The organism is Advenella mimigardefordensis DPN7, assembly GCF_000521505.1.
GTDB lineage: Bacteria > Pseudomonadota > Gammaproteobacteria > Burkholderiales > Burkholderiaceae_B > Advenella > Advenella mimigardefordensis.
Window position 1 is genome coordinate 565,497 of the sequence record NZ_CP003915.1, and the last position, 22,476, is coordinate 587,972.

Here is a 22,476-nt window from a genome sequence, read left to right on the forward strand (position 1 = left end):
TTTCCACGCCCGGCTCGGGCACCGGTATATAATAAACGGTTGCCAAATTATGTACACATAAAATATAGTAAATTTTAGTACCTTGAGTGTATCAACAAGGATGGATAATGAGTCAGGATTCTATACAGCAGTATGATAATCAGGGGCCCGCATCTCCAGCGGTACTGCCCTCTGACCCGCAACGACGCTTCTGGCTGGGTACAGCCTGTGCGGTCGGTGGTGTAGCAGGAGTGGCAACAGCCGTTCCCTTTGTTGCATCAATGAACCCTTCCGATCGTGCCAAGGCGGCTGGTGCGCCAGTGGAAATCGCGCTGGGCGGTATTGCACCCGGCACCATGATTACCGCCGAATGGCAAGGCAAGCCGGTATGGGTCATCCACCGTACGCAGGCCATGATCGACGGGCTCACCAAAAACGATTCGCACCTTGCCGATCCAAAATCCGAGCGTCCTGACTACACTCCCGATTTTGCCAAGAACGAAGGCCGTTCCCGCAAGCCGGAATGGTTTATTTGCGTTGGTATTTGCACACACCTGGGCTGTTCCCCCTCACCCCGCTTTGCCATCGGTGGCGCCGAGGGTATGGGCTCCGACTGGGAAGGCGGCTTTCTGTGCCCCTGCCATGGTTCCCATTTTGATCTGGCTGGCCGGGTTTTCAAAAACCAGCCTGCGCCCGACAATCTTCTTATTCCACCTTATTACTTTGTCGACGATAACACTGTTATGGTTGGCTTAGAAAAAGCGGAAGGCTGATCCCAATGATCCGTCTGATCTCTTGCCTAGTTAGAAAAGGAGCCCTGTAAAATGGCTGGCGAAAAAGTTGTCGAAACGACAGGATTGTTGGGTTGGGTGGATCGGCGCTTCCCACTAACGACTCTGTGGAAAGCTCATCTGTCCGAGTATTACGCACCCAAGAATTTCAACTTCTGGTATTTCTTCGGATCACTGGCCCTGCTGGTTCTGGTCATCCAGATTGTGACCGGTATTTTCATGGTCATGCACTACAAACCCGATGCCGCCCTGGCGTTCACATCGGTTGAATACATCATGCGCGAAGTGCCCTATGGCTGGATCATCCGCTATATGCACTCTACCGGCGCTTCGATGTTCTTTGTGGTGGTGTATCTGCACATGCTGCGTGGCCTGTTCTATGGTTCCTATCGCAAACCACGTGAACTGGTCTGGATTTTCGGCGTCGCCATTTTCCTCTGTCTGATGGCGGAAGCCTTCTTCGGTTATCTGCTGCCATGGGGTCAAATGTCATTCTGGGGTGCCCAGGTGATTGTGAACCTGTTCTCTGCCATTCCTTATGTGGGCCCTGATCTGTCCATCTGGATTCGTGGTGACTTCGTTGTTTCCGACGCTACACTCAACCGCTTCTTTGCTTTCCATGTGATCGCCATTCCACTGGTGCTCATCGGTCTGGTCGTGGCTCACCTGATTGCGCTGCATGAAGTGGGATCAAACAACCCGGACGGCGTTGAAATCAAAGAGAAGAAAGATGCCAACGGTCGTCCGCTGGACGGCATTCCCTTCCATCCGTACTATTCCGTACACGATCTGATGGGTGTGGTTGGCTTCCTCATGGTGTTTGCCGCAATCATGTTCTTTGCGCCAACCATGGGTGGTTACTTCCTGGAAGCCAATAACTTCCTGCCGGCCGATGCATTCAAGACACCACCGCATATTGCGCCTGTCTGGTATTTCACGCCGTTCTACTCCATGCTGCGTGCGACAACCGATGAATTCACCTGGGTGCTGGTTGCGCTGGCACTGATTTTCGCTGTCGGCCTGCTGTTCAGCAAAAACCTCAAAGGTATCTGGAAAATCATTTTCCCGGTCATTCTGGTGCTGCTTGCCGTCGCCCTGCGTGTTTATGATGCGAAATTCTGGGGTGTGGTCATCATGGGCGGCACCGTGGTCATCCTGGGTTTCCTGCCCTGGCTTGATCAGTCTCCGGTCAAATCCATCCGCTATCGTCCGGGCTGGCACAAGCTGGTGTATGCGGTATTCCTGATCGATTTCGTGATCCTGGGCATTATTGGTACCAAGGCGCCAAGTCCTGTCCTGAATATTATTTCTCAAGTGGGTACACTGATTTACCTGGCTTTCTTCCTGTTCATGCCAATCTGGAGCCGGCTGGGCACGTTCAAGAAAGTCCCTGATCGTGTGACCTTCCATCCCCACTAAGTTGAAAAATACAGGAATGAACATGTTTAAAAAGTTAATAGGCGCATTGTTACTGGCCGTCACTTTTACCACTCCTGTCCTGGCCGCCGAGGGCGGCATGGAGTGGGATCGTGCGCCCAACCGTGTCAATCATGTGGCTTCTCTGCAAAATGGCGCGAAGCTTTTCGTCAACTACTGTCTGAACTGTCACAGTGCCAACTCCATGCGCTATAACAAGCTCACGGAACTTGGCCTGACAGAAGAACAGATCAAGGAAAACCTGCTGTTTACCGGCGATAAGGTTGGTGAACTCATGCACGTCGCCATGAGTCCTGCTGATGCGAAAGCATGGTTCGGTGCGGCACCACCAGACCTGTCGGTCATGGCGCGTGCCAAGGCTGCCAATATGGGTCAGGACGGTACTGATTACATCTACACCTACCTGCGCACCTTCTACCGCGATACGTCCCGTCCTCTGGGATGGAACAACCTGCTGTTCCCGAACGTAGGTATGCCGCACGCCTTGTGGAACCTGCAAGGTCCGCGTGAACTGGAAACCGTTGATATCCATCAGGTGGAAAAAGACGGCAAGCAGGAGTGGCACAAAATCGTCACGAAAGTAGATGCCGAAGGCTTCAAGTCTGTCGTGAGCGACGACCCGCTGCCCGAGTATCATGGCGGTGCATCGTCACATTCCACACTGAAGTATCTGGATCCATCCAAACAGGCGCAGTATGACAACGATGTTGCTGATCTGACTGCTTTCCTTGGCTGGATGTCCGAGCCGGAACAACTCCTGCGCAAGAAACTGGGCGTATGGGTGCTGCTGTTCCTCGGATTGTTCTTTATCGTCGTCTGGAGGCTGAACGCGTCTTACTGGAAACACGTTAAGTAAGCGTTGTCGGCGGCGCCCGGGGAGCTGTAAAGCCTTCCCTTTGCTGCCGATGTCAGAACCACTGTGATTCGGGTCAGTGCTTGTTGTATGATGGCACTGACCTTTTCTTTTTTATATTTTTTGCGGGAGACTGCACGCCATGATGGTGCTTTATTCTGGAACCACGTGTCCATTTTCTCAACGTTGCCGTTTCGTCCTGTACGAAAAGGGCATGGATTTTGAGGTTCGTGATATTGACCTGTTCAACAAGCCCGAGGATATCTCGGTCATGAACCCCTATGGTCGCGTGCCCATCCTGGTAGAGCGCGACCTCATTCTGTATGAATCCAATATTATCAATGAATACATTGACGAGCGTTTCCCGCATCCGCAACTGATGCCCGCCGATCCGGTTATGCGTGCGCGCACCCGCTTGTTCCTGCACAACTTTGAAAAAGAGCTGTTTGTTCATGTTGGCGTGCTGGAAGATCGTTCTGCCCGTTCCGACGAGAAGAAACTGGAAAACGCCCGTCGCATGATCCGTGACCGTTTGTCGCAGCTCGCACCGTTGCTGATCAAAAACCGCTACATGCTGGGCGAGGAATTCTCCATGCTCGACGTGACCATGGCACCATTGCTGTGGCGCCTGGATCATTACGGAATTGAGTTGCCCAAGAACGCGGCGCCGATTCAGAAATATGCCGAGCGGATCTTCTCTCGTCCTGCATATATTGAAGCACTGACGCCGTCAGAAAAGGTCATGCGTCGCTGATCCGTTTCAGGACAAGAGTGCAGCCGCAGACTAAAGGAAAGTGAATGGAAAAACCATCTACCAAACCATATCTGTTGCGTGCCTGGCATGAGTGGTGTACCGATGCCGGCTACACCCCTCATCTGGTGGTCCACGTTGACGCGGCCTGCCAGGTGCCCAGGGAGTTTGTTCGTGATGAACGCATTACATTGAATGTGGGTGCGATGGCGACCAATCGCCTGGTTATGGGCAATGACTGGATTGAGTTTCAGGCACGATTTGGCGGCGTGTCACGGCAGATTTCCGTTCCCGTGGCCCGCGTTGAAGCCATTTATGCGCGTGAAACGCAGGAAGGGATGCAGTTTGAAGTGGAGGAATATGATCTGACTGACAACGCCGGCTCGGATGCGCACGATACGCAAGGGCCCGACGACGATCCACCACCGCCATCCAGTCCGCAGGAAAAAGCGCCGTGGCTCAAAGTGGTCAAGTAATTGTCTTGTTCTGGCCGCCGTCGGTTAAGGGCGGCCAGCAGCAAGGTTGTTGCGATGTGCTGTCGGGTTTTGCCAACCGCAGCGATGGGTGGGTCAGTGATAGCGGGTCAATGAGGCCGGTGATTTAGGCGGTAATTAAGCGGTAATTAGGGCTTACATGGCGCGTATTTGCAGCTAAAACAAGACAAACGGGTAACTTTTTTGATCCTGTGCGTTGTAAAACTGGACTTTTCCTGCCTGCTTCACATATAATCTTTCTTTCGCCGGTTTAGCTCAGTTGGTAGAGCAGCTGATTTGTAATCAGAAGGTCGAGGGTTCAACTCCTTTAACCGGCACCAGAATTTCAAACACCCCGTTTCAATCATACCCTTGGTATGTTGTTGCGGGGTTTTTGTTTGGGCGGCCTTGAGCTGTTGCGGTTTTCTTGGGCACTCAATCGTTAAAAAGCGGGGCTCTACGGGCTCTATGCCATAAACGGGGGTAGGTACTCACCAAACTCTGTTAATCACTCCATTCCAACCGCACTGGGCCAGCACTCGTAAGCGCTAAGCGGTTAGCTGGCCGCTGAGTATTGAGCGTTAGATTTGAACGGGTATGGAAAAGGGGTTGTGGCGGGCTATGGCGTCGTTTTGTCGGCGGCCTGCCAGAAGATATCGCTTTGTCCGGCACCCTGATTCAGGGCCCGTGCGATCACGAACAAACAATCAGATAGCCGGTTCAGATAGTGGCGGGCCGCATCGCTGACCGGTTCAGTGCCATTGAGCGCGACAACACTGCGTTCGGCGCGACGGCATACGCTGCGGCAGACATGCGTCTGCGCGGCTGCCGGGCAGCCACCGGGCAGAATAAACTCGCGCAATGGCTGCAGACCGGCCTGATGCAAATTTGCGGCCTGCTCCAGCGTGGTTACGTGAGCATCAGTGATTGCAACATATCCGGGCACACTGAGTTCTGCGCCCAGATCAAACAGACGGTGCTGCACGTGTTGCAGTAGCTGTGTGATAGCCAGCGGCACAGACGCATCGGCCAGGAGCAATCCGAGCTGACTGTTGAGTTCGTCGACATCGCCGATCGCCTGTATACGGATGCTGTGTTTGGCAATACGTGATCCGTCACCCAGGCCGGTGGTGCCATCGTCGCCGGTTTTGGTGATGATTGAAGTGAGTCTGTCGGTCATAGGGTGCAGTCAGCGGGATGGGTCATGGAATGTTGCGAGGTCATTGTGTCGCGAGGTCATTGTATCGCGTCTCCGGCCTGGGAGCCGCAGCAGTACGATTGGTCCTGAATGTTGTGCTGAAGTGTGACGTAATCACTATTGCACCCAAAACGGCCCCCGCACAGGCTTTTGCCCTAAAATAAAGGCTGAATCAAACATCTGGAGGCAGGCATGAGAAAGTCTATTGCAACGGTCATTCTGGGGCTGGCTGCGGCTTTGGCCGTCACCGGCACAGCCTCTGCGCAGGAAACCGGGCGTGGTAGCGGTGAGGTGCGACGTATTCAACCCGATCAGGGAAAAATTGCCATTAAACAGGGCGAGATCAGCGACCTGAAGCTGCCCGCGATGACGCTATCCTACAAGATTGATGCCGCGCTGCTCAAGAATATCAAGCCGGGTGATTCGGTCAGTTTTACGGCTGAACGCGTGGGTAAGGACTACGTGATTAAGGAAATCAGTAACTAGGCAACGGTGGCTTATATCTGCCCGTTGCGGTAGCGCCAGACTGAAGCGGTGCCATTGCCGCGGCGGCAACGTGTAACCCGCTAATGAGCCCATGCAGCGATCGCCACCGCCAGGGCAATACCTGAGCGTGGTGTCGTGACCAGCAAAAAAGGTGCAAGACTTCTTCACGTCTGCACCTTTTTTGCGTCTTGCAGGTTTTGCTCCTGTATCGCTTGCCAGTTCAATTGTCAGTGGCAATTGAATTTTGACCCCTGGGGGTCATTATTACCGAGCCGACGACACTGATGCCTGGCAGCCTTACAGGCGTTGCTGGCCTTACAGCACGTACCTTGCCAGATCCTGGCTGGTCGCCGCTTCTTCCAGCTTGCTGTTCACATAATCGGCGTCGATTTTAACGACCTGACCACTGCTGGTTGTTGCGTCAAACGACAGGTCTTCCAGCAGTTTTTCCATCACCGTGTATAGGCGACGCGCGCCGATGTTTTCAGTGCGTTCGTTTACATCATAGGCCAGTTCAGCCAGGCGATGGATACCTTCATCGGTAAACTCCAGTGCCACGTCTTCGGTTGCCATCAATGCAGTGTACTGCTTGGTGAGTGACGCATCGGTATCGGACAGAATGCGCACGAAGTCGGCCGTGGTTAGCGAATCAAGTTCAACCCGGATGGGGAAGCGACCCTGCAGTTCGGGAATCAGATCCGAAGGGCGGGACAAGTGAAAAGCGCCCGAGGCAATGAACAGAATGTGATCGGTGCGCACCATGCCATATTTGGTATTGACTGTCGTGCCTTCTACCAATGGCAGCAGGTCGCGCTGAACACCCTGGCGGGATACATCGCCACCACCGTTTTCCTGGCGGGTTGCGATTTTGTCGATTTCATCCAGGAAGACGATGCCCTGCTGTTCGGCATTACGCACCGCCGCCGCCCGGATTTCCTCTTCGTTGACCCGTTTGGCCGCCTCTTCGTCCACCAGAAGCTTGAAGGCATTCTTGATGGTCATTTTCGTGGTTTTTTTCTTGTCACGGCTTAAGCCTGCAAACATGCCCTTGAGCTGCTCGGTCATGTCTTCCATGCCCGGAGGCGCCATGATTTCCATATGCGGCATGGGCTGGGTCACGTCAATTTCAATTTCGGTGTCGTCCAGCTGGCCTTCGCGCAGTTTCTTGCGGAAGGTCTGGCGGGCGGTATTTTCCTGGCGCAGTGGCTCGCCATTGCTATCGCGTGGTGGTGCGACCAGCACGTCCAGGATTCGGTCTTCTGCGGCGTCTTCTGCCTGCGTGCGGACGCGGCGGGTTTCCAGTTCACGCGTTTGCTTGATGGAAATCTCGACCAGGTCACGAATAATGGTGTCGACATCACGACCCACATAACCCACTTCCGTGAATTTGGTGGCTTCGATCTTGATGAATGGTGCGTTGGCCAGTTTGGCCAGGCGTCGCGCAATCTCGGTTTTGCCCACGCCGGTGGGGCCGATCATGAGAATGTTTTTCGGATGAATTTCGTGGCGCAGGGGCTCGGGCACCTGCTGACGACGCCAGCGGTTGCGCAGGGCAACGGCGACGGATTTTTTTGCCTTGTTCTGTCCGACAATGTTTTTGTCCAGTTCAGAGACAATTTCTTTAGGAGTCATGACACTCGCTGACATTCTGCTAATTCCTGTTAGAGTGTTTCAACAATGTGGTTGCTGTTCGTGTAAATACACAGGTCGCCTGCGATTTCCAGCGATTTCTTGACCACAACCTCGGGGGGCAGGTCAGTATTCTGCAAGAGCGCCAGAGCCGCAGATTGTGCATAGGCGCCTCCGGAACCAATCGCGGCAATGCCGTTCTCGGGTTCAAGTACGTCACCGTTTCCGGTCAGAATCAGGGTGTGTTCGGCGTCGGCGACGATCAACATGGCTTCGAGTCGGCGCAGTACGCGATCGGTACGCCAGTCGCGCGTCAGCTCAACGGCTGCACGCATCAGGTGGCCCTGATGTTTCTCGAGCTTGGCCTCGAAGCGTTCCTGCAGTGTAAAGGCGTCGGCTGTCGCGCCGGCGAAGCCTGCCAGAATTTTGTCGTGGTATAAGCGGCGGATTTTACGGGCAGTGCCTTTTATGACAATATTGCCCAGTGTGACCTGACCATCGCCGCCGAGCGCGACCTGATTGCCGCGCCGGACGCAGACGATGGTAGTAGCGTGAAATTGTTCCATAGAGCCTTCCTGTTGGTTCCCTGCGTAGATAGGGGCGGAACAGGAAGATTTCAAGGAACGAGGATCAATTAATTAATCACCGTACATTTTCTGGCGCTTTTCACGCCGTTCCTGGGCTTCCAGGGATAAGGTGGCGGTTGGACGGGCCAGCAGGCGGCGCAGACCGATAGGCTCGCCGGTTTCTTCGCACCAGCCATAGTCACGTGAATCGATCAGGGCCAGAGACTGTTGCACTTTTTTAAGCAGCTTGCGTTCGCGATCACGGGTGCGCAATTCGAGTGCATGTTCCTCTTCAATCGTTGCACGATCGGCCGGATCAGGCACAAACTGGGTTTCACGCAGATTCTCGGTGGTGACGCCTGCATTATTGATGATTTCGTCTTCCAGTTGCTTCAAACGGTCGCGGAAAAATGCCAGTTGCTCATCGTTCATGTAGTCAGATTCGGGCATGGCGAGCAGTTGCTCTTCGGTCAGAAGAGGAGCTTGCGTTGTTGCATCTGTTTTTTTAGCTGCCTTAGCCATAAAACACTCCATATATCACTTCAATAATGTTGAACATAGCACACAAAGGATTGAAACTGCTTTATCACATTTGTGCGCAATATGATGCCTTCAGCGTCTGCTATTTTTGTACCAGACACTGGTTAAGCCCGTTAAGGATGACATCCTTGGGCAATTTACGGCCGATAAACACCATGGTGTTAGATGGTTTCTCCTTAGGTCCCCATGGTTTGCCGGGTTCTGCACCCATCAGCATGTGTACACCCTGAAAAATCATGCGCTGGCGCATGCCTTTCATGTAGAGGATCCCTTTGTAACGATACAGGTCGGGACCAAATACCTGTACCACACCGCTCAGGAACTCTTCAAGACGTTCCGGTATGAACGCTTTGTCTGACTTGAAGACAAAGGCGCCGATTTCATCGTCGTGGTGAGCGTGATGATGATCGTGATGATGGTGGTCGTGATCGTGATGATCGCCATGTGCGTGGTCATGATCGTGGTCGTGCCCATGGTCGTGTCCGTGATCATGATCGTGCGCCGCGTCGGGATGTTCTTCAGCCAGGAATTCGGGATCAATGTCCAGAATGGTATTCAGGTTAAAGCCGCTGATATCCAGGACTTTATTGATGTCGATTTCACCAAAGTGCACCGGCATGATTTCTGCGCGCGGGTTCATGTGCAACAGGCGATGGCGCAGGGCGCTGTATTCCTCGTCTGTGACCAGGTCTTTTTTCGATACCAGGATGCGATCGGCAAATCCAACCTGTTTCTGCGCTTCGGGCTGCGTATCCAGTGTTTCCATGCCATGCTTGGCATCGACCACCGTAATCACGGCATCAAGCCGATAGAAAGCGGCGACGCTATCGTCCATGAAAAATGTCTGGCAAACCGGGCCGGGGTTGGCTACACCGGTGGTTTCGATGACAACACGTTCGAATGTGAGTTCGCCATTCTGGCGACGGACTTTAAGATCGTTGAGCGTGTTGAGCAGGTCCCCGCGAACCGTGCAGCAGACGCAACCGTTTGACAGTTCAATAATCTGCTCGTCGCTGTTCTGTACCAGAAGCTCGTTATCGATGCTTTCCGGCCCGAATTCATTTTCAATAACCGCAATACGGTTGCCGTGATATTCGGTGAGGATACGTTTCAGAAGTGTGGTTTTACCTGCCCCCAGAAAACCGGTAAGGACGGTGACAGGGATCATTTTATCTGCTTGTGCTTGCGTTTTGGTCATAACGTTCAACGTCTTACCGGCAACAGAAACCGGCCGGTTCCAAAAAGACGTTCCTAAAGTCAATCGCAGGATTACATCATAGCTTTGCGAATGTGGCAAACGTTAATTGTTTCTCGCGGAAAATAAACGTAAATACTGGGGATAAACCCTAAGAGCTTGATTTGTGTAATGAAATTTACATCCATATATGCGTGATGTTGCGTGTGCTTTTTTGGGGCACAGATTTGACCCGGGACATCTTGTCTTGATGCCTGTGATCGGCGTTATGGGGCCGCAGGCGTTTCATCCTGTTTTTGGCTGCAGTTGGTACACATGGCACGCAATTCGGTTTCACTGGTTGTCTGAATAAAACCGGCGGCCTGTATCATGTCCTGCAACTGATGGCTGATCAGCGGCGCACTTAGCTCGGCGACTTTACCACAGCGCGTGCACACAATCAGCAGATCGTGATGGTGACCCGATACGTCCTGGCAGGCGGTCCAGGCGTTGACGGCATCCAGTCGGTGGATCAGGCCTTCTTCTACCAGAAAGTCCAGCGCGCGATACACGGTAGGCGGTTTGGCCTGGGGGTAGAGCTGCTTCATGGCTTCCAGCAGTTCGTAAGCCTTCAGGCTGCGGCCCGATTCCAGCAGCAGGGTAAGTACATGCTGGCGAATCGGCGTCAGGCGCGTGCCACGTTGTTCGCAGTGGCGAATGGCTTCCAGCAACTGATAGGCGACAGAATGGGCAGCGGCACCATGCTGATGCGTGTGTTCCGGGTGATCGGTATCGGATGGCGTTCTGAAGGTCATATGACGGGCAATCGTTGGGCGAAGATGGCTCAAATCGTACAGCCATCTCCTGCAGGGAAGAAATTTTCTATCTATTTTAGGCCATTTCAGCGTCGATTTTGTGTATTATGATATAACATATCATTTCGACGGTATCGATTAACTCATCGGCTCTATCAGACAATTATGCAGAATGACACCTTGTTTCCGGCCCTGCAACGCGTCTACCCCTCTGTGAAAGGGACGCCTTTTGTCGAGCAGGGGCGAGCGAAATCTGTCACGGTCGCCGATGCCGTGAGCGTGCTGGCGCCCGCTGCCGACACTGGTAATAGCGCGTATTTTGCTGCTGGCACACAGTCTATGCTGGCCGATTCCACCTCCACCATTTTTCTGGCCTCTGCCCTTGGCAGGCTGGCCCCCGTGCTGGGCGTCCTCATGCTGTTATGGGGCCTGATCGCCTGGTCAGCCGGCTGGCTGGGCGCGATTGCCGGCTGATTTGCCTGCCGTCGTATTTTCTTCGTATTTTCTGATTGTGACGCCTACCCATGTCTACTTCCTTCGCGACAAACAGCCCCCGTGTTGACTGTCCTGCCGGGGCAGTGTCGACCTCGGCCAGGCCGGTGATCGGGCTTGATGATGTGACAGTAGGCTGGAACGGCGTGCAGGCGCTCAGTGGCGTTACCGGTACGTTTCTTGAGGGGTCACTCACCGCCATCCTGGGTCCCAACGGTGCCGGTAAATCGACACTGCTCAAGACCATTACGGGGCAGTTGGCGGCGCGTAGCGGCAAGGTCACCATCCACGACCCTTTCCGGGGCGGTATTTCCCTGTTGCCGCAAATCAGCGAGATTGATCGCAGTTTCCCCATCACCACCTATGATCTGGTCTCCATGGGCGCCTGGCGCCGTGTGGGCGCCTTCCGGCGTTATGACAAGGGCGAGCGTCAGCGCATTCATGAGGCTCTGGCCACGGTCGGGCTGACCGATAAATCCCGCGATCTGATTTCCAGCCTGTCCGGCGGACAAATGCAGCGGGCGCTGTTTGCCCGTCTCATCGTTTGCGATGCGCCTGTCATGATCCTGGATGAACCCTTTACCGCGGTCGACGAAGGGACTTGCGATTTGCTGTTGCAGATTCTCCTGGGCTGGCATCGTGAAGGGCGCACCGTGCTGGTAGTGTTGCATGATGCTGCGCTGGTGCGCGAGTGCTTTCCGCAGACGCTGCTGCTGGCACGGCAGGTTGTGAGCTGGGGTGATACCGCCACTGTGCTGACCGATGCCAATCTGGATCGGGCCCGCTCGCTGGCGCTGGGAGGATTCTGATGGCCGAGGCGATTGTTGCCGCACTGATCACGCCTTTTACCGAGTTTGCGTTTATGAACCGAGCGCTGTTCGGTTCGATATTCGTCTCGCTGGCTGCCGGACCGCTGGGGGTTTTCCTGATCCTGCGGCGGATGAGCCTGATGGCAGACTCCATGTCGCACGCCATTTTGCCCGGCGTGGCCGTGGCATTCCTGCTGGCGGGCGTTTCCATGACGGCGATGCTGGTGGGGGGGCTGGTAACGGGTTTGCTGGTGGCCATGCTTGCCGGCATCGTCGCGCGATCCACCGGTCTGAAAGAAGATGCCAGCTTCGCCGCGTTTTATCTGATTTCACTGGGCCTGGGGGTGTTGCTGATTTCCCTGAAGGGCTCCAATCTGGATCTATTGCATGTGCTGTTCGGCACGGTACTGGGGCTTGATGACAGTCATCTGATTTTCATCATGTGCGTCTCCAGTGTGACGCTGGTGGTGCTGGCGCTCATGTACCGGCCGCTGGTGATTGAATGCCTGGACCCGGCTTTTCTGAAAATGGAAGGCGGCGGCGGGTCGCTGGTGCATGGTGGTTTTCTGATTCTGCTGGTGGTCAATCTGGTGGCTGGCTATCAGGTCATGGGCACGTTGCTGGTGGTCGGGATGATGATGCTGCCCGCTGCTGCTGCGCGCTTTTGGGGGCGTACCCTGGGATGGCAACTGGTGCTGGCGGTGTGCCTGGGCGTTGTTGCTTCGTATATCGGCCTGGTTATGTCCTATCACTTCGGTCTGCCGGCTTCCAGTGCCATTATTCTGTCAGCGGGCGCTTTGTATATTCTGTCGATGCTCTTTGGCAACCAGCACGGCCTGCTGCGCGCCGGGCGCTAGGGCCCATCCTTATTTCTTTTTATCGGTTTCGTCCATTTTAGCGCGCGGGTGTGCCTTGTCGTAAACCTGAGCCAGATGCTGAAAATCCAGCCGCGTATAAATCTGCGTGGTGGCAATATTGGCATGCCCCAGCATTTCCTGCACCGCGCGCAGATCCTGCGCTGATTGCAGAACGTGGCTGGCAAAGCTGTGACGCAGGACATGAGGATGCACCTGTGCGGGGACGCCGCTGCGCAGGCTCAGTTTTTTCAGTTGCAGTTGCACCACCCGCGGCGCGATGCGACGGCCGCGTGCGCCCAGAAAGACAGCGGACTGATCCTGTGTCGTGCTGGACGGTGGCAGCAGTTTATGCCTGATCGCAAGCCATTGCGTCAGCGCGCGGATAGCGGTGCGCCCCAGCGGCACCGTGCGCGTTTTGCCGCCCTTGCCGGTGACAGTGACTTCACCTTCATCCAGGTTGAGCCAGCTGACTGATTCATAGCCGTCTTTACGCGTGTATTGAGTGTCCAGGCTGACCAGTTCGGCCAGCCGCAAGCCGCTGGAATAGAGCACTTCAAACATGGCCTGATCGCGCAGATCTGCCGGTTCCGTCCCGGTGATCACGGTGGGGTGGTCCAGCAGCGCCTGGGTTTGTTCTACCGACAGTGCTTTGGGAAGCGAGCGCGCAATTTTGGGTGTTTTGACATCCAGGGCTGGATTAACTTTGACCGTGGTTTGGGGAATCCACCATTGATAAAAGCCGCGCCATGCAGACAGAATTCGCGCCAGACTGCGCGGGCTGTAGTCCTGGGCGTGCAGCCGTGCCACCGCGTGGCGGATTTGTGCGTTGCTCAGGTTTTCGGCGGGGGTGTCCGGGTAGAATTCCAGCAATAGCACCAAATCACGCCGATAGGCCGCCAGTGTATGGCTGGCGTACCGCTGATTGGTTTGCAGGTAGCTCAGCCATTTTTCCATTGAATCGGGCAGTATGCGTGTCATGGCGCTTCCCATAGGTGCTGCTGCTCCTGGCCGACTGCCGGGATGGCAGTTGTCAGGCGGCGTAATTCAGACGACTTAAGCAGGCGCTGGCCAGCTTGCCGAGAATTTCCAGAAAGGTGGTACCCATATCCGGTTTGAAATGCTCGGCCCCTTCTGCGGCGAAGGCCAGCACGCCAATGCTGCGTCCCTCATGCGTTAACGGTACCATGGCCACTGAGCCTGGTTTGCTATCGAACCACTCATGTGCGGGCAGATAGCCTTCCTGGCCGCAATAGGGCTTTTGCAGTCCGGCCACAAAGGCCTGGAGCATATCGTCAGATCCCTGGAAGCGCTCGTCGGTGAGTGCGGGCAGGTCCCACAGGCGTAATGCCACTTCCAGCATCCTGAATTCCTGGCGCAAGCCGTCAACCACGCGCTGCGGCAGTCGCTGGGGATCCTGCTCTGCCAGCATGTGTGTACACCAGAGGGTGACATGGTCACTGATGGCTTCATTGGAATTGGCATTGTGCAACAATTCAGAGAGCTTCCATTCCAGTTCCTTGTTGCGCGTGCGTAGTGTCAGGATCTGACGCTCACCCAATGATAGCGTGTGGCGTGCATGCGGGTGGGGCACCTTCAGCGACGAGAAAAGTTCGGCGTGCTCATCAAAAAAAGCAGGATTGTCCTGCAGAAATTGTGCAATGGTTTCTGCTGTCAGTGTGGCAGCTTCAGACATGAGTACGTTCCTTTATAAAGCAGTGCTATTGCGGTATTGCGCCACCAGGCGATCAATATTTATTTCACTTGAAAATACGGTCACGGCCGGGCCGCGCATGGTGATTTGCGTGCCGTCCCAGGCGATGTTCAGGTCGCCGCCACGAGTATGGACGGTGACCGGCGATTGCAGGCGGCCGCGACGAATACCGGCGACCACGGCAGCGCAGGCGCCGGTGCCGCAAGCCAGCGTTTCGCCTGCGCCGCGTTCATACACGCGCAAGTTGATCGTATGCGAGTCGACGACTTGCATAAACCCGGCATTGACGCGATTGGCAAAGCGCGGGTGACCTTCGATGAGCGGGCCTTGCACGGTTACCGGTGCGCTGGCCACATCGTCTACGATCTGCACTGCATGCGGATTGGAGATGGCAACCAGCGACAGCGTGACGGTGTCGCCGTTGTCCAGCGGCAATGACCAGAGCGTGTCGTCATGATCGCGGGTGCTGGACAGGTCGCTGGTGTCAAATGCGACGGCCTCCGGCTCGAAGCGGGTTTGGCCCATATTAACCGTGACCGTTGCATCGTCGGCTTCTTCAAGCGTGATCAGGCCGGTGGCAATTTCAGCTTTCAGCGGATTGCGCGATGATAATTTCTGTTCATGTACAAAGCGTACAAAGCAGCGGGCGCCGTTGCCGCAATGTTCTACTTCGCTGCCATCGGCATTGAAAATGCGGTAGCGGAAATCGGCCTCGGGGTGGCTGGGGGCTTCAACCAGCAGGATCTGGTCTGCGCCGATACCAAACTGCCGGTGCGCCAGCGCACGCGCGCGTTCGGGCGTCATGTCGATAGACTGACGTACGCCATCGAGCACAACAAAGTCGTTGCCGGCGCCGTGCATTTTTGAGAAAGACCAGATCATTGAACGTTTTCCTGATTGAACCGCTGTGTTGCACATTATTATCGCCGATCCTGCGTGGCAGCACCATGGCCCGACGGGATCAGTAGAATTTCTTTTCCCCTTCGGGACGGGTTTTGAAACGCCGATGCACCCAGTAGTACTGGGGTGGATCGTTGCGTACCCATTGTTCAAGCTGTTGGTTGCCGAAGCGCGTGGCCTGCTCCAGGCTCATCTCGCCCGGAAAATCGACAAAGGGCGGCAGCACCTGGGTGTGATAGTGGCCGGTGGCGCTGTCCCAGCGGGTCACGATAGGAATGACATCGGCTTTCCAGGCACGGGCAATTTGCGCGGTGGCCGGCAGCGTTGCGGCAGCTACGCCGAAGAACGGCACAAAGAGCGCACCGTCGCGGCCAAAGTCCATGTCTGGCAGGTAATAAACCGGCGTGCCCTGACGCAGTTGACGGATGAGACCGCGAATACCTTCCTTGCGTGGAATCTGCGTTACCTGATTGAAGCGACCGCGTCCTTTGATCATCAGTGCGTCTACTTGCGGGTCCGATGCGGGCGTGTACATGGTGGCCGATTTGACCAGGCGCATGGACAAAATGGTCGCCGCGGCGTCCAGCCCGACAAAATGCGGAGCGAACATCAGGGTAGGGCGCGGCGAATCAATACTATTCTGGATGTGTTCGTAGCCCGTCAGATGCACCATGCGACGGATTTTCTCTTCCGAGCCATACCACAGCACGGCGCGATCAATCATGGTCTGGGCCAGGGCACGAAAGTGTTCATGCAGCCAGCGCTGGCGCTGCGCTTCGGATGCCTCAGGAAAGCACAATTGCAGATTAGTACTGACGATGAAGCGCCGGCGCTTCATCAATACCCGCATCAGGGTGGCGCACAGGCTGCCCAGGCCCAGCCGCAGGCTGTCGGGTAACAGGTTAATGATACGGAAAAGAAAAACGAGTAATACGGATTTCATCATGTTTGGAGATAAGCGAAATGCGTGCTGACAATGTGTACTGCCAGTGCACCGTGGTGAACGCAACGCCGGCTGATGGCCAAACGCCATCGCAGGCAGACAAAGGCGATCCTGAATTGTACGATTGTAATGGAGAAAGGCAGGTCGATGCCGGGAAGTGATGTCGACACGCCATGCGTTGCGGGCGGAGTGGCGCCAGTTGGGCGTTGCGGGTGCGATTGTCGGGCCGGATGGCCGAATTTATGGGGGTATTCAAAAGTAGATTGCGCTCAATAAAAAGAAGTGGGCGATATTCAAAAGGGGGGCTGTTCGATCAGAAGAGAGGCTCTTTGTAGCTGGAATGTGTGTGTAAATTGGGATGTATATGCAAAAGATGTGATCCGCCCTTTACCCCTCGGTTTTCCGCAATTGACAAAATTCCGCGCAATTAGGTACATTAACACCTGAACCGGCGTGGTTGCGTCCACACCGGTCCCTGATCAATAGGCGGGTGTCATCAACACCAGCATCAATACGATCAGGATAAGTAGAAATACGATACGTGTCATCGTAACCTCCTTATCAGACTGGCCCGGCTTCGGTCGGGCCTATTACCGTCTGCTGCCTGTCAGCGTTGTAGCAGGGGCGCGTCGCCTCTCTGCCACGGCAATATTTTCTGCAAATTCACGTTTTTGCAGACTGCGGTTGTGGTGACTATATCCACCTCGCTTTCTACCTTATTTTTCTACATATATTCGCCCCGGTTATATCTCCTTATATCTCCGTATCCCATGGTCTAACATTGTCACGTCCCGGGCCGCGCCAGCCTTTGCGCTGCGATTGTCCTGGCGGTAAGTACCTTGTCAGGAAGGCCGGTAGCCTTTTATCTGCCGCCATCAGGGTTTTTCAGGCCTTCGTTGGCAAATTGTCATAAAATGAATTCTGGTCGCTGAGTTAACCGACAACTTGCGGGGCGACAGCTGAATACGGTGCACATGCCAGGATTGGCATGCGGTCGTTTCAGATACATTCCGCTAAAGCGTCGCGCCAGTATGAATCCCTTTCGGTGCTGCGCGTTCTTTTTGAGAATGTCGGTTTTGTTTTGACACTATTAATTGGACGCAACATGGCCCACAACGATTTTCTCTTTACCTCCGAATCCGTTTCCGAAGGTCACCCTGACAAGGTAGCGGACCAGATTTCCGACGCCATTCTTGATGCGCTGCTTGAGCAGGACCCGCAGTCGCGCGTCGCCGCTGAAACACTGTGCAATACCGGCCTGGTGGTACTGGCCGGAGAAATCAGCACCAAAGCCAATATCGACTACATTCAGATCGCCCGCGATACGATCAAGCGCATTGGCTATGACAACACCGAATACGGTATTGACTACAAGGGCTGCGCCGTACTGGTTGCCTATGACAAGCAGTCTCCCGACATTGCTCAGGGTGTGGATCGCAGTGAAGAAGAAATCCTGAGTCAGGGCGCCGGAGACCAGGGCCTGATGTTTGGTTTCGCGTGCGATGAAACGCCGGATCTCATGCCTGCGCCTATCTGGTATGCCCACCGTCTGGTGCAGCGCCAGAGTGAACTGCGCAAGGACGGCCGCCTGCCGTGGCTGCGTCCCGATGCCAAATCCCAGGTCACATTCCGCTATGTTGATGGCAAGCCGGTAGAGGTCAATACCGTTGTGCTGTCCACCCAGCACGCGCCGGACATCTCACAGAACGAGATCCGCGAAGCGGTTATTGAAGAGATCATTAAGCCCACGTTTGCCGATGGCCTGATCACGCCCGACACCAAATTCCTGATCAACCCGACAGGCAAGTTCATTATTGGCGGTCCTCAGGGCGATTGCGGCCTGACCGGCCGCAAGATCATTGTGGATACATATGGCGGCGCATGCCCACACGGCGGTGGCGCGTTCTCAGGCAAGGATCCATCCAAGGTAGACCGTTCTGCAGCCTATGCGGCGCGTTATGTTGCCAAGAATATTGTTGCTGCGGGGCTGGCGCGGCAGTGCCAGATCCAGGTCAGCTACGCCATCGGTGTGGCCGAGCCCATCAACATTACCGTGTATACGGAAGGCACCGGCGTTATTCCTGATGACGACATCGCCAAACTGGTACGCGAGCATTTTGACCTGCGTCCCCGCGGTATTGTGCAAATGCTGGATCTGCTGCGTCCGATTTATGCTAAATCTGCTGCCTATGGTCACTTTGGCCGCTCAGAGCCCGAGTTCAGCTGGGAAGCACTGGACAAGGCCGCTGTTCTGAAAAAAGCCATTGCTTAAGGTATAATCGTCGTGTTCTGAGGGGCGTTGCGACATGACTTAACCGTCATGCCAGGCTCAGAATACGATCAGATAACGAACCGCGCTCATCATATACTGCGTTGCTGGTCTATGGTGAGACGGATCTCACAGTCGGCATCGCAGTATGTTTCAGGATGAAAACTATGACTGCTGATTACAAAATTGCCGATATCGCCCTGGCCGACTGGGGCCGGCGTGAACTGTCCATTGCCGAAACTGAAATGCCTGGCCTGATGGCTACGCGCGAAGAGTTCGCCCAATCCCAACCACTAAAGGGCGCCCGCATTGCCGGCAGCCTGCACATGACTATCCAGACCGGCGTGCTGATTGAGACACTGACAGCGCTGGGTGCCGAAGTACGCTGGGCGTCATGCAATATTTTCTCGACTCAGGATCACGCTGCAGCTGCGATTGCTGCCAGTGGCGTACCGGTATTTGCCATCAAGGGTGAAACACTGGCCGATTACTGGGAATACACGCACCGCATTTTTGAATGGCCAGGTGAACAGGCCAATATGATTCTGGATGACGGCGGCGATGCGACGACCCTGTTGCATCTGGGTGCCAAGGCAGAAAAAGATATTTCTGTGCTGGACAATCCTGGCAGCGAAGAAGAAACCGTATTGTTTGCCGCTATTCGTGCGCGTCTGGCTAAAGACGCGACCTGGTACTCTACAAGGCTGGCCAGCATCATTGGCGTGACCGAAGAGACCACTACCGGTGTGCATCGTCTGTATCAGATGGCGCAGAAGGGTGAATTGCAGATTCCTGCGATCAACGTTAATGACTCTGTCACCAAATCCAAATTTGATAACCTGTATGGCTGCCGCGAATCACTGGTGGACGGCATCAAGCGTGCGACCGATGTGATGGTCGCCGGCAAAATTGCCGTTGTTGCCGGTTTTGGCGATGTAGGTAAGGGTTGCGCCCAGGCGCTTGCTGCGCTGCGTGCTCAGGTATGGGTGACTGAAATTGATCCGATCTGCGCGCTGCAGGCGTCTATGGAAGGCTATAAAGTGGTCACCATGGAAGAAGCGGCCGACAAGGCAGATATCTTTGTGACCGCTACCGGCAACTATCATGTGATCACGCGTGATCATATGGAACGCATGAAAGACGAAGCCATCGTTTGCAACATTGGTCACTTTGACAATGAGATTGATGTGGCTGCGGTTGAAGATCTGCAATGGGAAGAAATCAAGCCACAGGTTGATCACATCATTTTCCCCGATGGCAAACGTATTATTCTGCTGGCCAAGGGTCGTCTGGTCAATCTGGGCTGCGCTACCGGCCATCCTTCATTTGTGATGTCTGCATCGTTTACCAACCAGACTATTGCCCAGATCGAATTGTTTACCCGTACTGATCAGTACAAGAAAGGCCAGGTGTATGTGCTGCCGAAGCATCTTGACGAGAAGGTCGCGCGCCTGCACCTGAAGAAACTGGGTGTGAATCTGACAACGCTGTCGCAGAAACAGGCTGATTACATCAGCGTGCCTGCGCAGGGGCCATTCAAACCTGATCATTATCGCTATTGATCAGGCACTGCAGAAATCACCGGGCGCATGTTTATCACAAATGTGATTAATGCGGGTCTGGTGATTTGAACGGCTGCCTATCGATTATCGGATGGCAGCCGGTGCAAGCCGCAAGGCGGCAACGTTCGATCATTGTGCTGCCGTTCAGCTGTGGTGCAAGACATTGCAGTTGAACGACAGCGCAGTGGCAGCGTGTGCGTGGGCACACGTTGTTTTGGTGTTAGTGTTCTATTAGGGAAATGAAAGGAGAGGTAATATGACGTTGCTGTTAACCTGGGTCCTGCAGGCGCTGGCCCTTATGATTGTTGCCTATATCCTGCCTGGCATTACTGTCGGCAGTTTTGTCTCTGCGCTTATTGCGGCTGTCATTCTGGGGCTGGTCAATACGGTGGTTTATCCCATTCTGGCCATTCTGACTTTGCCCATTACCATTGTGACGCTGGGCCTGTTCCTGTTGATACTTAACGTATTGATGTTCTGGCTGGCCGGTTCGGTATTCGATGGCTTCAAGGTGGATGGTTTCTGGTGGGCGGTAATCGGCGCCGTACTCTATTCCATTATTTCTGCAATTTTGCTTAGTGTTCTGAATTAACGTTATGAGTTCTTTTTCCGACGAGGCATTCAGCCTGGAGTTTTTCCCGCCGCGCGACCAGGTATCGCGCGAGCGGCTGGTAGGCACAGCCAAGCAGTTGATGGCAATGCATCCTCGTTATGTCAGTGTGACGTTTGGCGCAGGTGGTTCTACCCGGGATGGCACGGCCGAAACCGTTTCCATGTTCTCGCAGCTGGGTTGTGAGGCGGCTCCGCACCTTTCCTGTATCGGCGCCAGCAAAGCGGCGCTGGTGCAGTTGCTGGATCATTACAAGGCCAGTGGTATTCGTCGTATTGTGGCCTTGCGTGGCGATTTGCCTTCGGGTATGGGCGGCAATGACTCCGATTACCGGTATGCATCCGATCTGGTCGGCCTTATTCGCGAGCATTCAGGCGACTGGTTTCATATCGAGGTTGCGGCGTATCCGGAAATGCATCCGCAGGCCGACAGCCCCCAGCATGACCTGGACAATTTTGTCACCAAGGTCAATGCCGGCGCCAATAGTGCAATTACGCAGTATTTTTTCAATGCGGATGCCTATTTCGATTTTGCCGATCGTGCCGCGCAGCGCGGCGTCACTATCCCGATCGTGCCCGGTATCATGCCCATCACCAACCATACGCAACTGCTGCGCTTTTCGCAAATGTGCGGGGCTGAAGTGCCGCGCTGGATTCGCTTGCGTCTGGCGCAATTTGGTGATGACAAGGCGTCGATTCGTGCCTTTGGCGCTGATGTGGTCACGCAGCTTTGCCAGAAACTGATTGATGGCGGCGTGCCCGGGATTCATTTTTATACGCTCAATAATGCCGAAGCGACGCTGTCGATCTGGAAAAATCTGCATTATTGAGTAGAAGAAAGAGGGTAAGGCAGAAATTTTAAAAAGGTGCTTACCCATGCTTAATATGTGATTGGACTGCGTGTGGTTTGCAGTCCGATCACCCAGTCTGCCGCGCTGGTTCCATTCTCCTGCGCCGCTTGCATTCGGCATATCTCTCGTTCACGAAACCGAACAGCCAGTTGCAGCGTTAGCGCCGTTGCGGCGTAGCGGGCAGGATCCAGCCGCCCGGTGTCACAATCGCGTCCAGCGGCATGTCGTGGGCTGCTGGCACGTAAGGCGCGTCGATCAGTCCCTCCTCCCAGCCTATACCCACGCATAGTGCCTTGTGGCCTTGCTGCGCCAGTGCGTGCAGTGTCCGGTCGTAATATCCTTTACCATAACCCAGGCGGTGTCCGTCGCGCGTGTAGCCCAGTGTCGGCACCAGAATAAGGGAGGGGTGCAGCGCCGGCGTATCGACATGCGGTTCGGGAATATTGAAGGCACCACGTCGCATGGGGGTATCGGGTGACCACTGATAAAAGTGCAGCGGGGCGTCACGCTGTTCAATCACCGGCAGACTGATTGCGTGGCCCAGTGTATGCAAATCGTGCAACAGCGAAATAATGTCGGGTTCATCCCGTATGGGCCAGAAACCGGCGATAGAACCAATGGTGGTACGATCCGGCAGAGAGCAATCTTGATGACGTCCCTGCAGCCAGTCCAAAACATGCTGTTTTATTTGTACACTTAGCATCTGGCGACGCGAGTCGGGGATGGCCGATCTGGCCGCTAGCAGGGTTTGACGCAGAATCGGGGTATCGGCGGATGACAT

Annotated in this window: 24 protein-coding genes, 1 tRNA gene and 1 riboswitch; of the genes, 14 read left to right on the forward strand and 11 right to left on the reverse strand. The window is 54.8% G+C overall.

What is annotated here, in order from left to right; genetic code table 11:
• Positions 1 to 107: 107 nt before the first annotated feature.
• The 6 genes from petA (at position 108) to MIM_RS02620 (ending at position 4,625) form a co-directional block, all read left to right on the forward strand.
• Positions 108 to 752, forward strand: coding sequence for a ubiquinol-cytochrome c reductase iron-sulfur subunit (petA, locus tag MIM_RS02595; RefSeq protein ID WP_025371206.1), 645 nt, complete (start codon positions 108 to 110; stop codon positions 750 to 752).
• Between the two features lie 51 nt (positions 753 to 803).
• Positions 804 to 2,189, forward strand: a complete 1,386-nt coding sequence (locus tag MIM_RS02600) for a cytochrome b (protein ID WP_025371207.1) — start codon at positions 804 to 806, stop codon at positions 2,187 to 2,189.
• 22 nt (positions 2,190 to 2,211) lie between these two features.
• A complete protein-coding gene (locus MIM_RS02605; RefSeq protein WP_025371208.1) occupies positions 2,212 to 3,063 on the forward strand; it encodes a cytochrome c1 in 852 nt (283 codons plus the stop codon).
• Positions 3,064 to 3,202: 139 nt separating this feature from the next.
• Positions 3,203 to 3,814 (forward strand): glutathione S-transferase N-terminal domain-containing protein, encoded by a 612-nt coding sequence (locus MIM_RS02610; RefSeq protein WP_014749335.1) that lies wholly within the window; start codon positions 3,203 to 3,205, stop codon positions 3,812 to 3,814.
• Positions 3,815 to 3,858: 44 nt separating this feature from the next.
• Entirely contained in the window at positions 3,859 to 4,287 is a 429-nt protein-coding gene (locus tag MIM_RS02615; protein WP_025371209.1) for a ClpXP protease specificity-enhancing factor, read from the forward strand.
• Positions 4,288 to 4,549: 262 nt separating this feature from the next.
• Positions 4,550 to 4,625 (forward strand) — tRNA-Thr (locus MIM_RS02620).
• Positions 4,626 to 4,903: 278 nt separating this feature from the next.
• On the opposite strand, the gene MIM_RS02625 is transcribed toward MIM_RS02620, so the two are convergent.
• A complete protein-coding gene (locus MIM_RS02625; protein ID WP_025371210.1) occupies positions 4,904 to 5,464 on the reverse strand; it encodes a cob(I)yrinic acid a,c-diamide adenosyltransferase in 561 nt (186 codons plus the stop codon).
• A 210-nt stretch (positions 5,465 to 5,674) separates the two neighbouring features.
• On the opposite strand from MIM_RS02625, the gene MIM_RS02630 reads away from it, so the two are divergent.
• A complete protein-coding gene (locus tag MIM_RS02630; protein ID WP_025371211.1) occupies positions 5,675 to 5,968 on the forward strand; it encodes a copper-binding protein in 294 nt (97 codons plus the stop codon).
• A 315-nt stretch (positions 5,969 to 6,283) separates the two neighbouring features.
• Here MIM_RS02630 and hslU read toward each other — a convergent pair whose 3' ends face one another.
• The 5 genes from hslU to MIM_RS02655 form a co-directional block, all read right to left on the reverse strand.
• A complete protein-coding gene (hslU, locus tag MIM_RS02635) occupies positions 6,284 to 7,615 on the reverse strand; it encodes an ATP-dependent protease ATPase subunit HslU (protein ID WP_025371212.1) in 1,332 nt (443 codons plus the stop codon).
• Between the two features lie 14 nt (positions 7,616 to 7,629).
• Positions 7,630 to 8,163: an ATP-dependent protease subunit HslV gene (hslV, locus tag MIM_RS02640; RefSeq protein ID WP_025371213.1), complete on the reverse strand. Its 534-nt coding sequence runs from the start codon at positions 8,161 to 8,163 to the stop codon at positions 7,630 to 7,632.
• 72 nt (positions 8,164 to 8,235) lie between these two features.
• Entirely contained in the window at positions 8,236 to 8,685 is a 450-nt protein-coding gene (gene dksA, locus MIM_RS02645; RefSeq protein ID WP_025371214.1) for an RNA polymerase-binding protein DksA, read from the reverse strand.
• A gap of 100 nt (positions 8,686 to 8,785) precedes the next feature.
• The gene (locus MIM_RS02650) at positions 8,786 to 9,901 is read right to left on the reverse strand and encodes a CobW family GTP-binding protein (RefSeq protein ID WP_025371215.1); all 1,116 of its coding nucleotides are present in this window, start codon (positions 9,899 to 9,901) and stop codon (positions 8,786 to 8,788) included.
• Positions 9,902 to 10,164: 263 nt separating this feature from the next.
• A complete protein-coding gene (locus MIM_RS02655; protein WP_245592804.1) occupies positions 10,165 to 10,725 on the reverse strand; it encodes a Fur family transcriptional regulator in 561 nt (186 codons plus the stop codon).
• Between the two features lie 132 nt (positions 10,726 to 10,857).
• Between MIM_RS02655 and MIM_RS02660 the strand changes: the two genes are divergently transcribed.
• From MIM_RS02660 to MIM_RS02670, 3 genes are read left to right on the forward strand one after another with little or no spacing between them, the layout of a single operon-like run.
• Positions 10,858 to 11,166 carry a hypothetical protein gene (locus tag MIM_RS02660; RefSeq protein ID WP_025371217.1) on the forward strand — a complete coding sequence of 103 codons (309 nt, stop codon included), beginning with the start codon at positions 10,858 to 10,860 and terminating at the stop codon, positions 11,164 to 11,166.
• A 50-nt stretch (positions 11,167 to 11,216) separates the two neighbouring features.
• Positions 11,217 to 11,993 carry a metal ABC transporter ATP-binding protein gene (locus MIM_RS02665; protein ID WP_025371218.1) on the forward strand — a complete coding sequence of 259 codons (777 nt, stop codon included), beginning with the start codon at positions 11,217 to 11,219 and terminating at the stop codon, positions 11,991 to 11,993.
• Positions 11,993 to 12,850, forward strand: a complete 858-nt coding sequence (locus MIM_RS02670) for a metal ABC transporter permease (RefSeq protein WP_025371219.1) — start codon at positions 11,993 to 11,995, stop codon at positions 12,848 to 12,850. The genes MIM_RS02665 and MIM_RS02670 overlap by 1 nt, the downstream gene beginning before the upstream one ends.
• 9 nt (positions 12,851 to 12,859) lie before the next feature.
• Here the strand turns inward: MIM_RS02670 and xerC are convergent, their stop codons facing one another.
• From xerC to MIM_RS02690, 4 genes are all read right to left on the reverse strand, one after another.
• The gene (gene xerC / locus MIM_RS02675; RefSeq protein WP_245592805.1) at positions 12,860 to 13,828 is read right to left on the reverse strand and encodes a tyrosine recombinase XerC; all 969 of its coding nucleotides are present in this window, start codon (positions 13,826 to 13,828) and stop codon (positions 12,860 to 12,862) included.
• A gap of 52 nt (positions 13,829 to 13,880) precedes the next feature.
• Positions 13,881 to 14,543 carry a DUF484 family protein gene (locus MIM_RS02680; RefSeq protein ID WP_025371221.1) on the reverse strand — a complete coding sequence of 221 codons (663 nt, stop codon included), beginning with the start codon at positions 14,541 to 14,543 and terminating at the stop codon, positions 13,881 to 13,883.
• A gap of 12 nt (positions 14,544 to 14,555) precedes the next feature.
• Entirely contained in the window at positions 14,556 to 15,443 is an 888-nt protein-coding gene (gene dapF, locus MIM_RS02685; RefSeq protein ID WP_025371222.1) for a diaminopimelate epimerase, read from the reverse strand.
• A 79-nt stretch (positions 15,444 to 15,522) separates the two neighbouring features.
• The gene (locus MIM_RS02690; RefSeq protein WP_025371223.1) at positions 15,523 to 16,407 is read right to left on the reverse strand and encodes a lysophospholipid acyltransferase family protein; all 885 of its coding nucleotides are present in this window, start codon (positions 16,405 to 16,407) and stop codon (positions 15,523 to 15,525) included.
• A 1,102-nt stretch (positions 16,408 to 17,509) separates the two neighbouring features.
• Between MIM_RS02690 and metK the strand changes: the two genes are divergently transcribed.
• The 4 genes from metK (at position 17,510) to metF (ending at position 21,674) form a co-directional block, all read left to right on the forward strand.
• Positions 17,510 to 18,676 carry a methionine adenosyltransferase gene (gene metK, locus MIM_RS02695; RefSeq protein WP_025371224.1) on the forward strand — a complete coding sequence of 389 codons (1,167 nt, stop codon included), beginning with the start codon at positions 17,510 to 17,512 and terminating at the stop codon, positions 18,674 to 18,676.
• Between the two features lie 13 nt (positions 18,677 to 18,689).
• Positions 18,690 to 18,771: riboswitch (S-adenosyl-L-homocysteine riboswitch) on the forward strand.
• 69 nt (positions 18,772 to 18,840) lie between these two features.
• Positions 18,841 to 20,235 carry an adenosylhomocysteinase gene (gene ahcY / locus MIM_RS02700; RefSeq protein ID WP_144084577.1) on the forward strand — a complete coding sequence of 465 codons (1,395 nt, stop codon included), beginning with the start codon at positions 18,841 to 18,843 and terminating at the stop codon, positions 20,233 to 20,235.
• 256 nt (positions 20,236 to 20,491) lie between these two features.
• The gene (locus MIM_RS02705) at positions 20,492 to 20,827 is read left to right on the forward strand and encodes a phage holin family protein (RefSeq protein ID WP_025371226.1); all 336 of its coding nucleotides are present in this window, start codon (positions 20,492 to 20,494) and stop codon (positions 20,825 to 20,827) included.
• Positions 20,828 to 20,831: 4 nt separating this feature from the next.
• Positions 20,832 to 21,674, forward strand: coding sequence for a methylenetetrahydrofolate reductase [NAD(P)H] (gene metF / locus MIM_RS02710; protein ID WP_025371227.1), 843 nt, complete (start codon positions 20,832 to 20,834; stop codon positions 21,672 to 21,674).
• Positions 21,675 to 21,852: 178 nt separating this feature from the next.
• On the opposite strand, the gene MIM_RS02715 is transcribed toward metF, so the two are convergent.
• Positions 21,853 to 22,476 carry a 5-formyltetrahydrofolate cyclo-ligase gene (locus MIM_RS02715; protein WP_025371228.1) on the reverse strand — a complete coding sequence of 208 codons (624 nt, stop codon included), beginning with the start codon at positions 22,474 to 22,476 and terminating at the stop codon, positions 21,853 to 21,855.

Bases quoted from the DNA above. Each gene is read 5' to 3' on its own strand.
- petA (WP_025371206.1), top strand. From the start codon at position 108: ATGAGTCAGGATTCTATACAGCAGTATGATAATCAGGGGCCCGCATCT.
- MIM_RS02715 (WP_025371228.1), bottom strand. From the start codon at position 22,476: ATGTCATCCGCCGATACCCCGATTCTGCGTCAAACCCTGCTAGCGGCC.
- MIM_RS02650 (WP_025371215.1), bottom strand. From the start codon at position 9,901: ATGACCAAAACGCAAGCACAAGCAGATAAAATGATCCCTGTCACCGTC.
- hslU (WP_025371212.1), bottom strand. From the start codon at position 7,615: ATGTCAGCGAGTGTCATGACTCCTAAAGAAATTGTCTCTGAACTGGAC.
- ahcY (WP_144084577.1), top strand. From the start codon at position 18,841: ATGACTGCTGATTACAAAATTGCCGATATCGCCCTGGCCGACTGGGGC.
- MIM_RS02705 (WP_025371226.1), top strand. From the start codon at position 20,492: ATGACGTTGCTGTTAACCTGGGTCCTGCAGGCGCTGGCCCTTATGATT.
- dksA (WP_025371214.1), bottom strand. From the start codon at position 8,685: ATGGCTAAGGCAGCTAAAAAAACAGATGCAACAACGCAAGCTCCTCTT.
- MIM_RS02625 (WP_025371210.1), bottom strand. From the start codon at position 5,464: ATGACCGACAGACTCACTTCAATCATCACCAAAACCGGCGACGATGGC.
- MIM_RS02615 (WP_025371209.1), top strand. From the start codon at position 3,859: ATGGAAAAACCATCTACCAAACCATATCTGTTGCGTGCCTGGCATGAG.
- hslV (WP_025371213.1), bottom strand. From the start codon at position 8,163: ATGGAACAATTTCACGCTACTACCATCGTCTGCGTCCGGCGCGGCAAT.
- MIM_RS02670 (WP_025371219.1), top strand. From the start codon at position 11,993: ATGGCCGAGGCGATTGTTGCCGCACTGATCACGCCTTTTACCGAGTTT.
- xerC (WP_245592805.1), bottom strand. From the start codon at position 13,828: ATGACACGCATACTGCCCGATTCAATGGAAAAATGGCTGAGCTACCTG.
- metF (WP_025371227.1), top strand. From the start codon at position 20,832: ATGAGTTCTTTTTCCGACGAGGCATTCAGCCTGGAGTTTTTCCCGCCG.
- MIM_RS02660 (WP_025371217.1), top strand. From the start codon at position 10,858: ATGCAGAATGACACCTTGTTTCCGGCCCTGCAACGCGTCTACCCCTCT.
- MIM_RS02605 (WP_025371208.1), top strand. From the start codon at position 2,212: ATGTTTAAAAAGTTAATAGGCGCATTGTTACTGGCCGTCACTTTTACC.
- MIM_RS02680 (WP_025371221.1), bottom strand. From the start codon at position 14,543: ATGTCTGAAGCTGCCACACTGACAGCAGAAACCATTGCACAATTTCTG.
- MIM_RS02630 (WP_025371211.1), top strand. From the start codon at position 5,675: ATGAGAAAGTCTATTGCAACGGTCATTCTGGGGCTGGCTGCGGCTTTG.
- MIM_RS02610 (WP_014749335.1), top strand. From the start codon at position 3,203: ATGATGGTGCTTTATTCTGGAACCACGTGTCCATTTTCTCAACGTTGC.
- metK (WP_025371224.1), top strand. From the start codon at position 17,510: ATGGCCCACAACGATTTTCTCTTTACCTCCGAATCCGTTTCCGAAGGT.
- MIM_RS02600 (WP_025371207.1), top strand. From the start codon at position 804: ATGGCTGGCGAAAAAGTTGTCGAAACGACAGGATTGTTGGGTTGGGTG.
- MIM_RS02690 (WP_025371223.1), bottom strand. From the start codon at position 16,407: ATGATGAAATCCGTATTACTCGTTTTTCTTTTCCGTATCATTAACCTG.
- MIM_RS02665 (WP_025371218.1), top strand. From the start codon at position 11,217: ATGTCTACTTCCTTCGCGACAAACAGCCCCCGTGTTGACTGTCCTGCC.
- dapF (WP_025371222.1), bottom strand. From the start codon at position 15,443: ATGATCTGGTCTTTCTCAAAAATGCACGGCGCCGGCAACGACTTTGTT.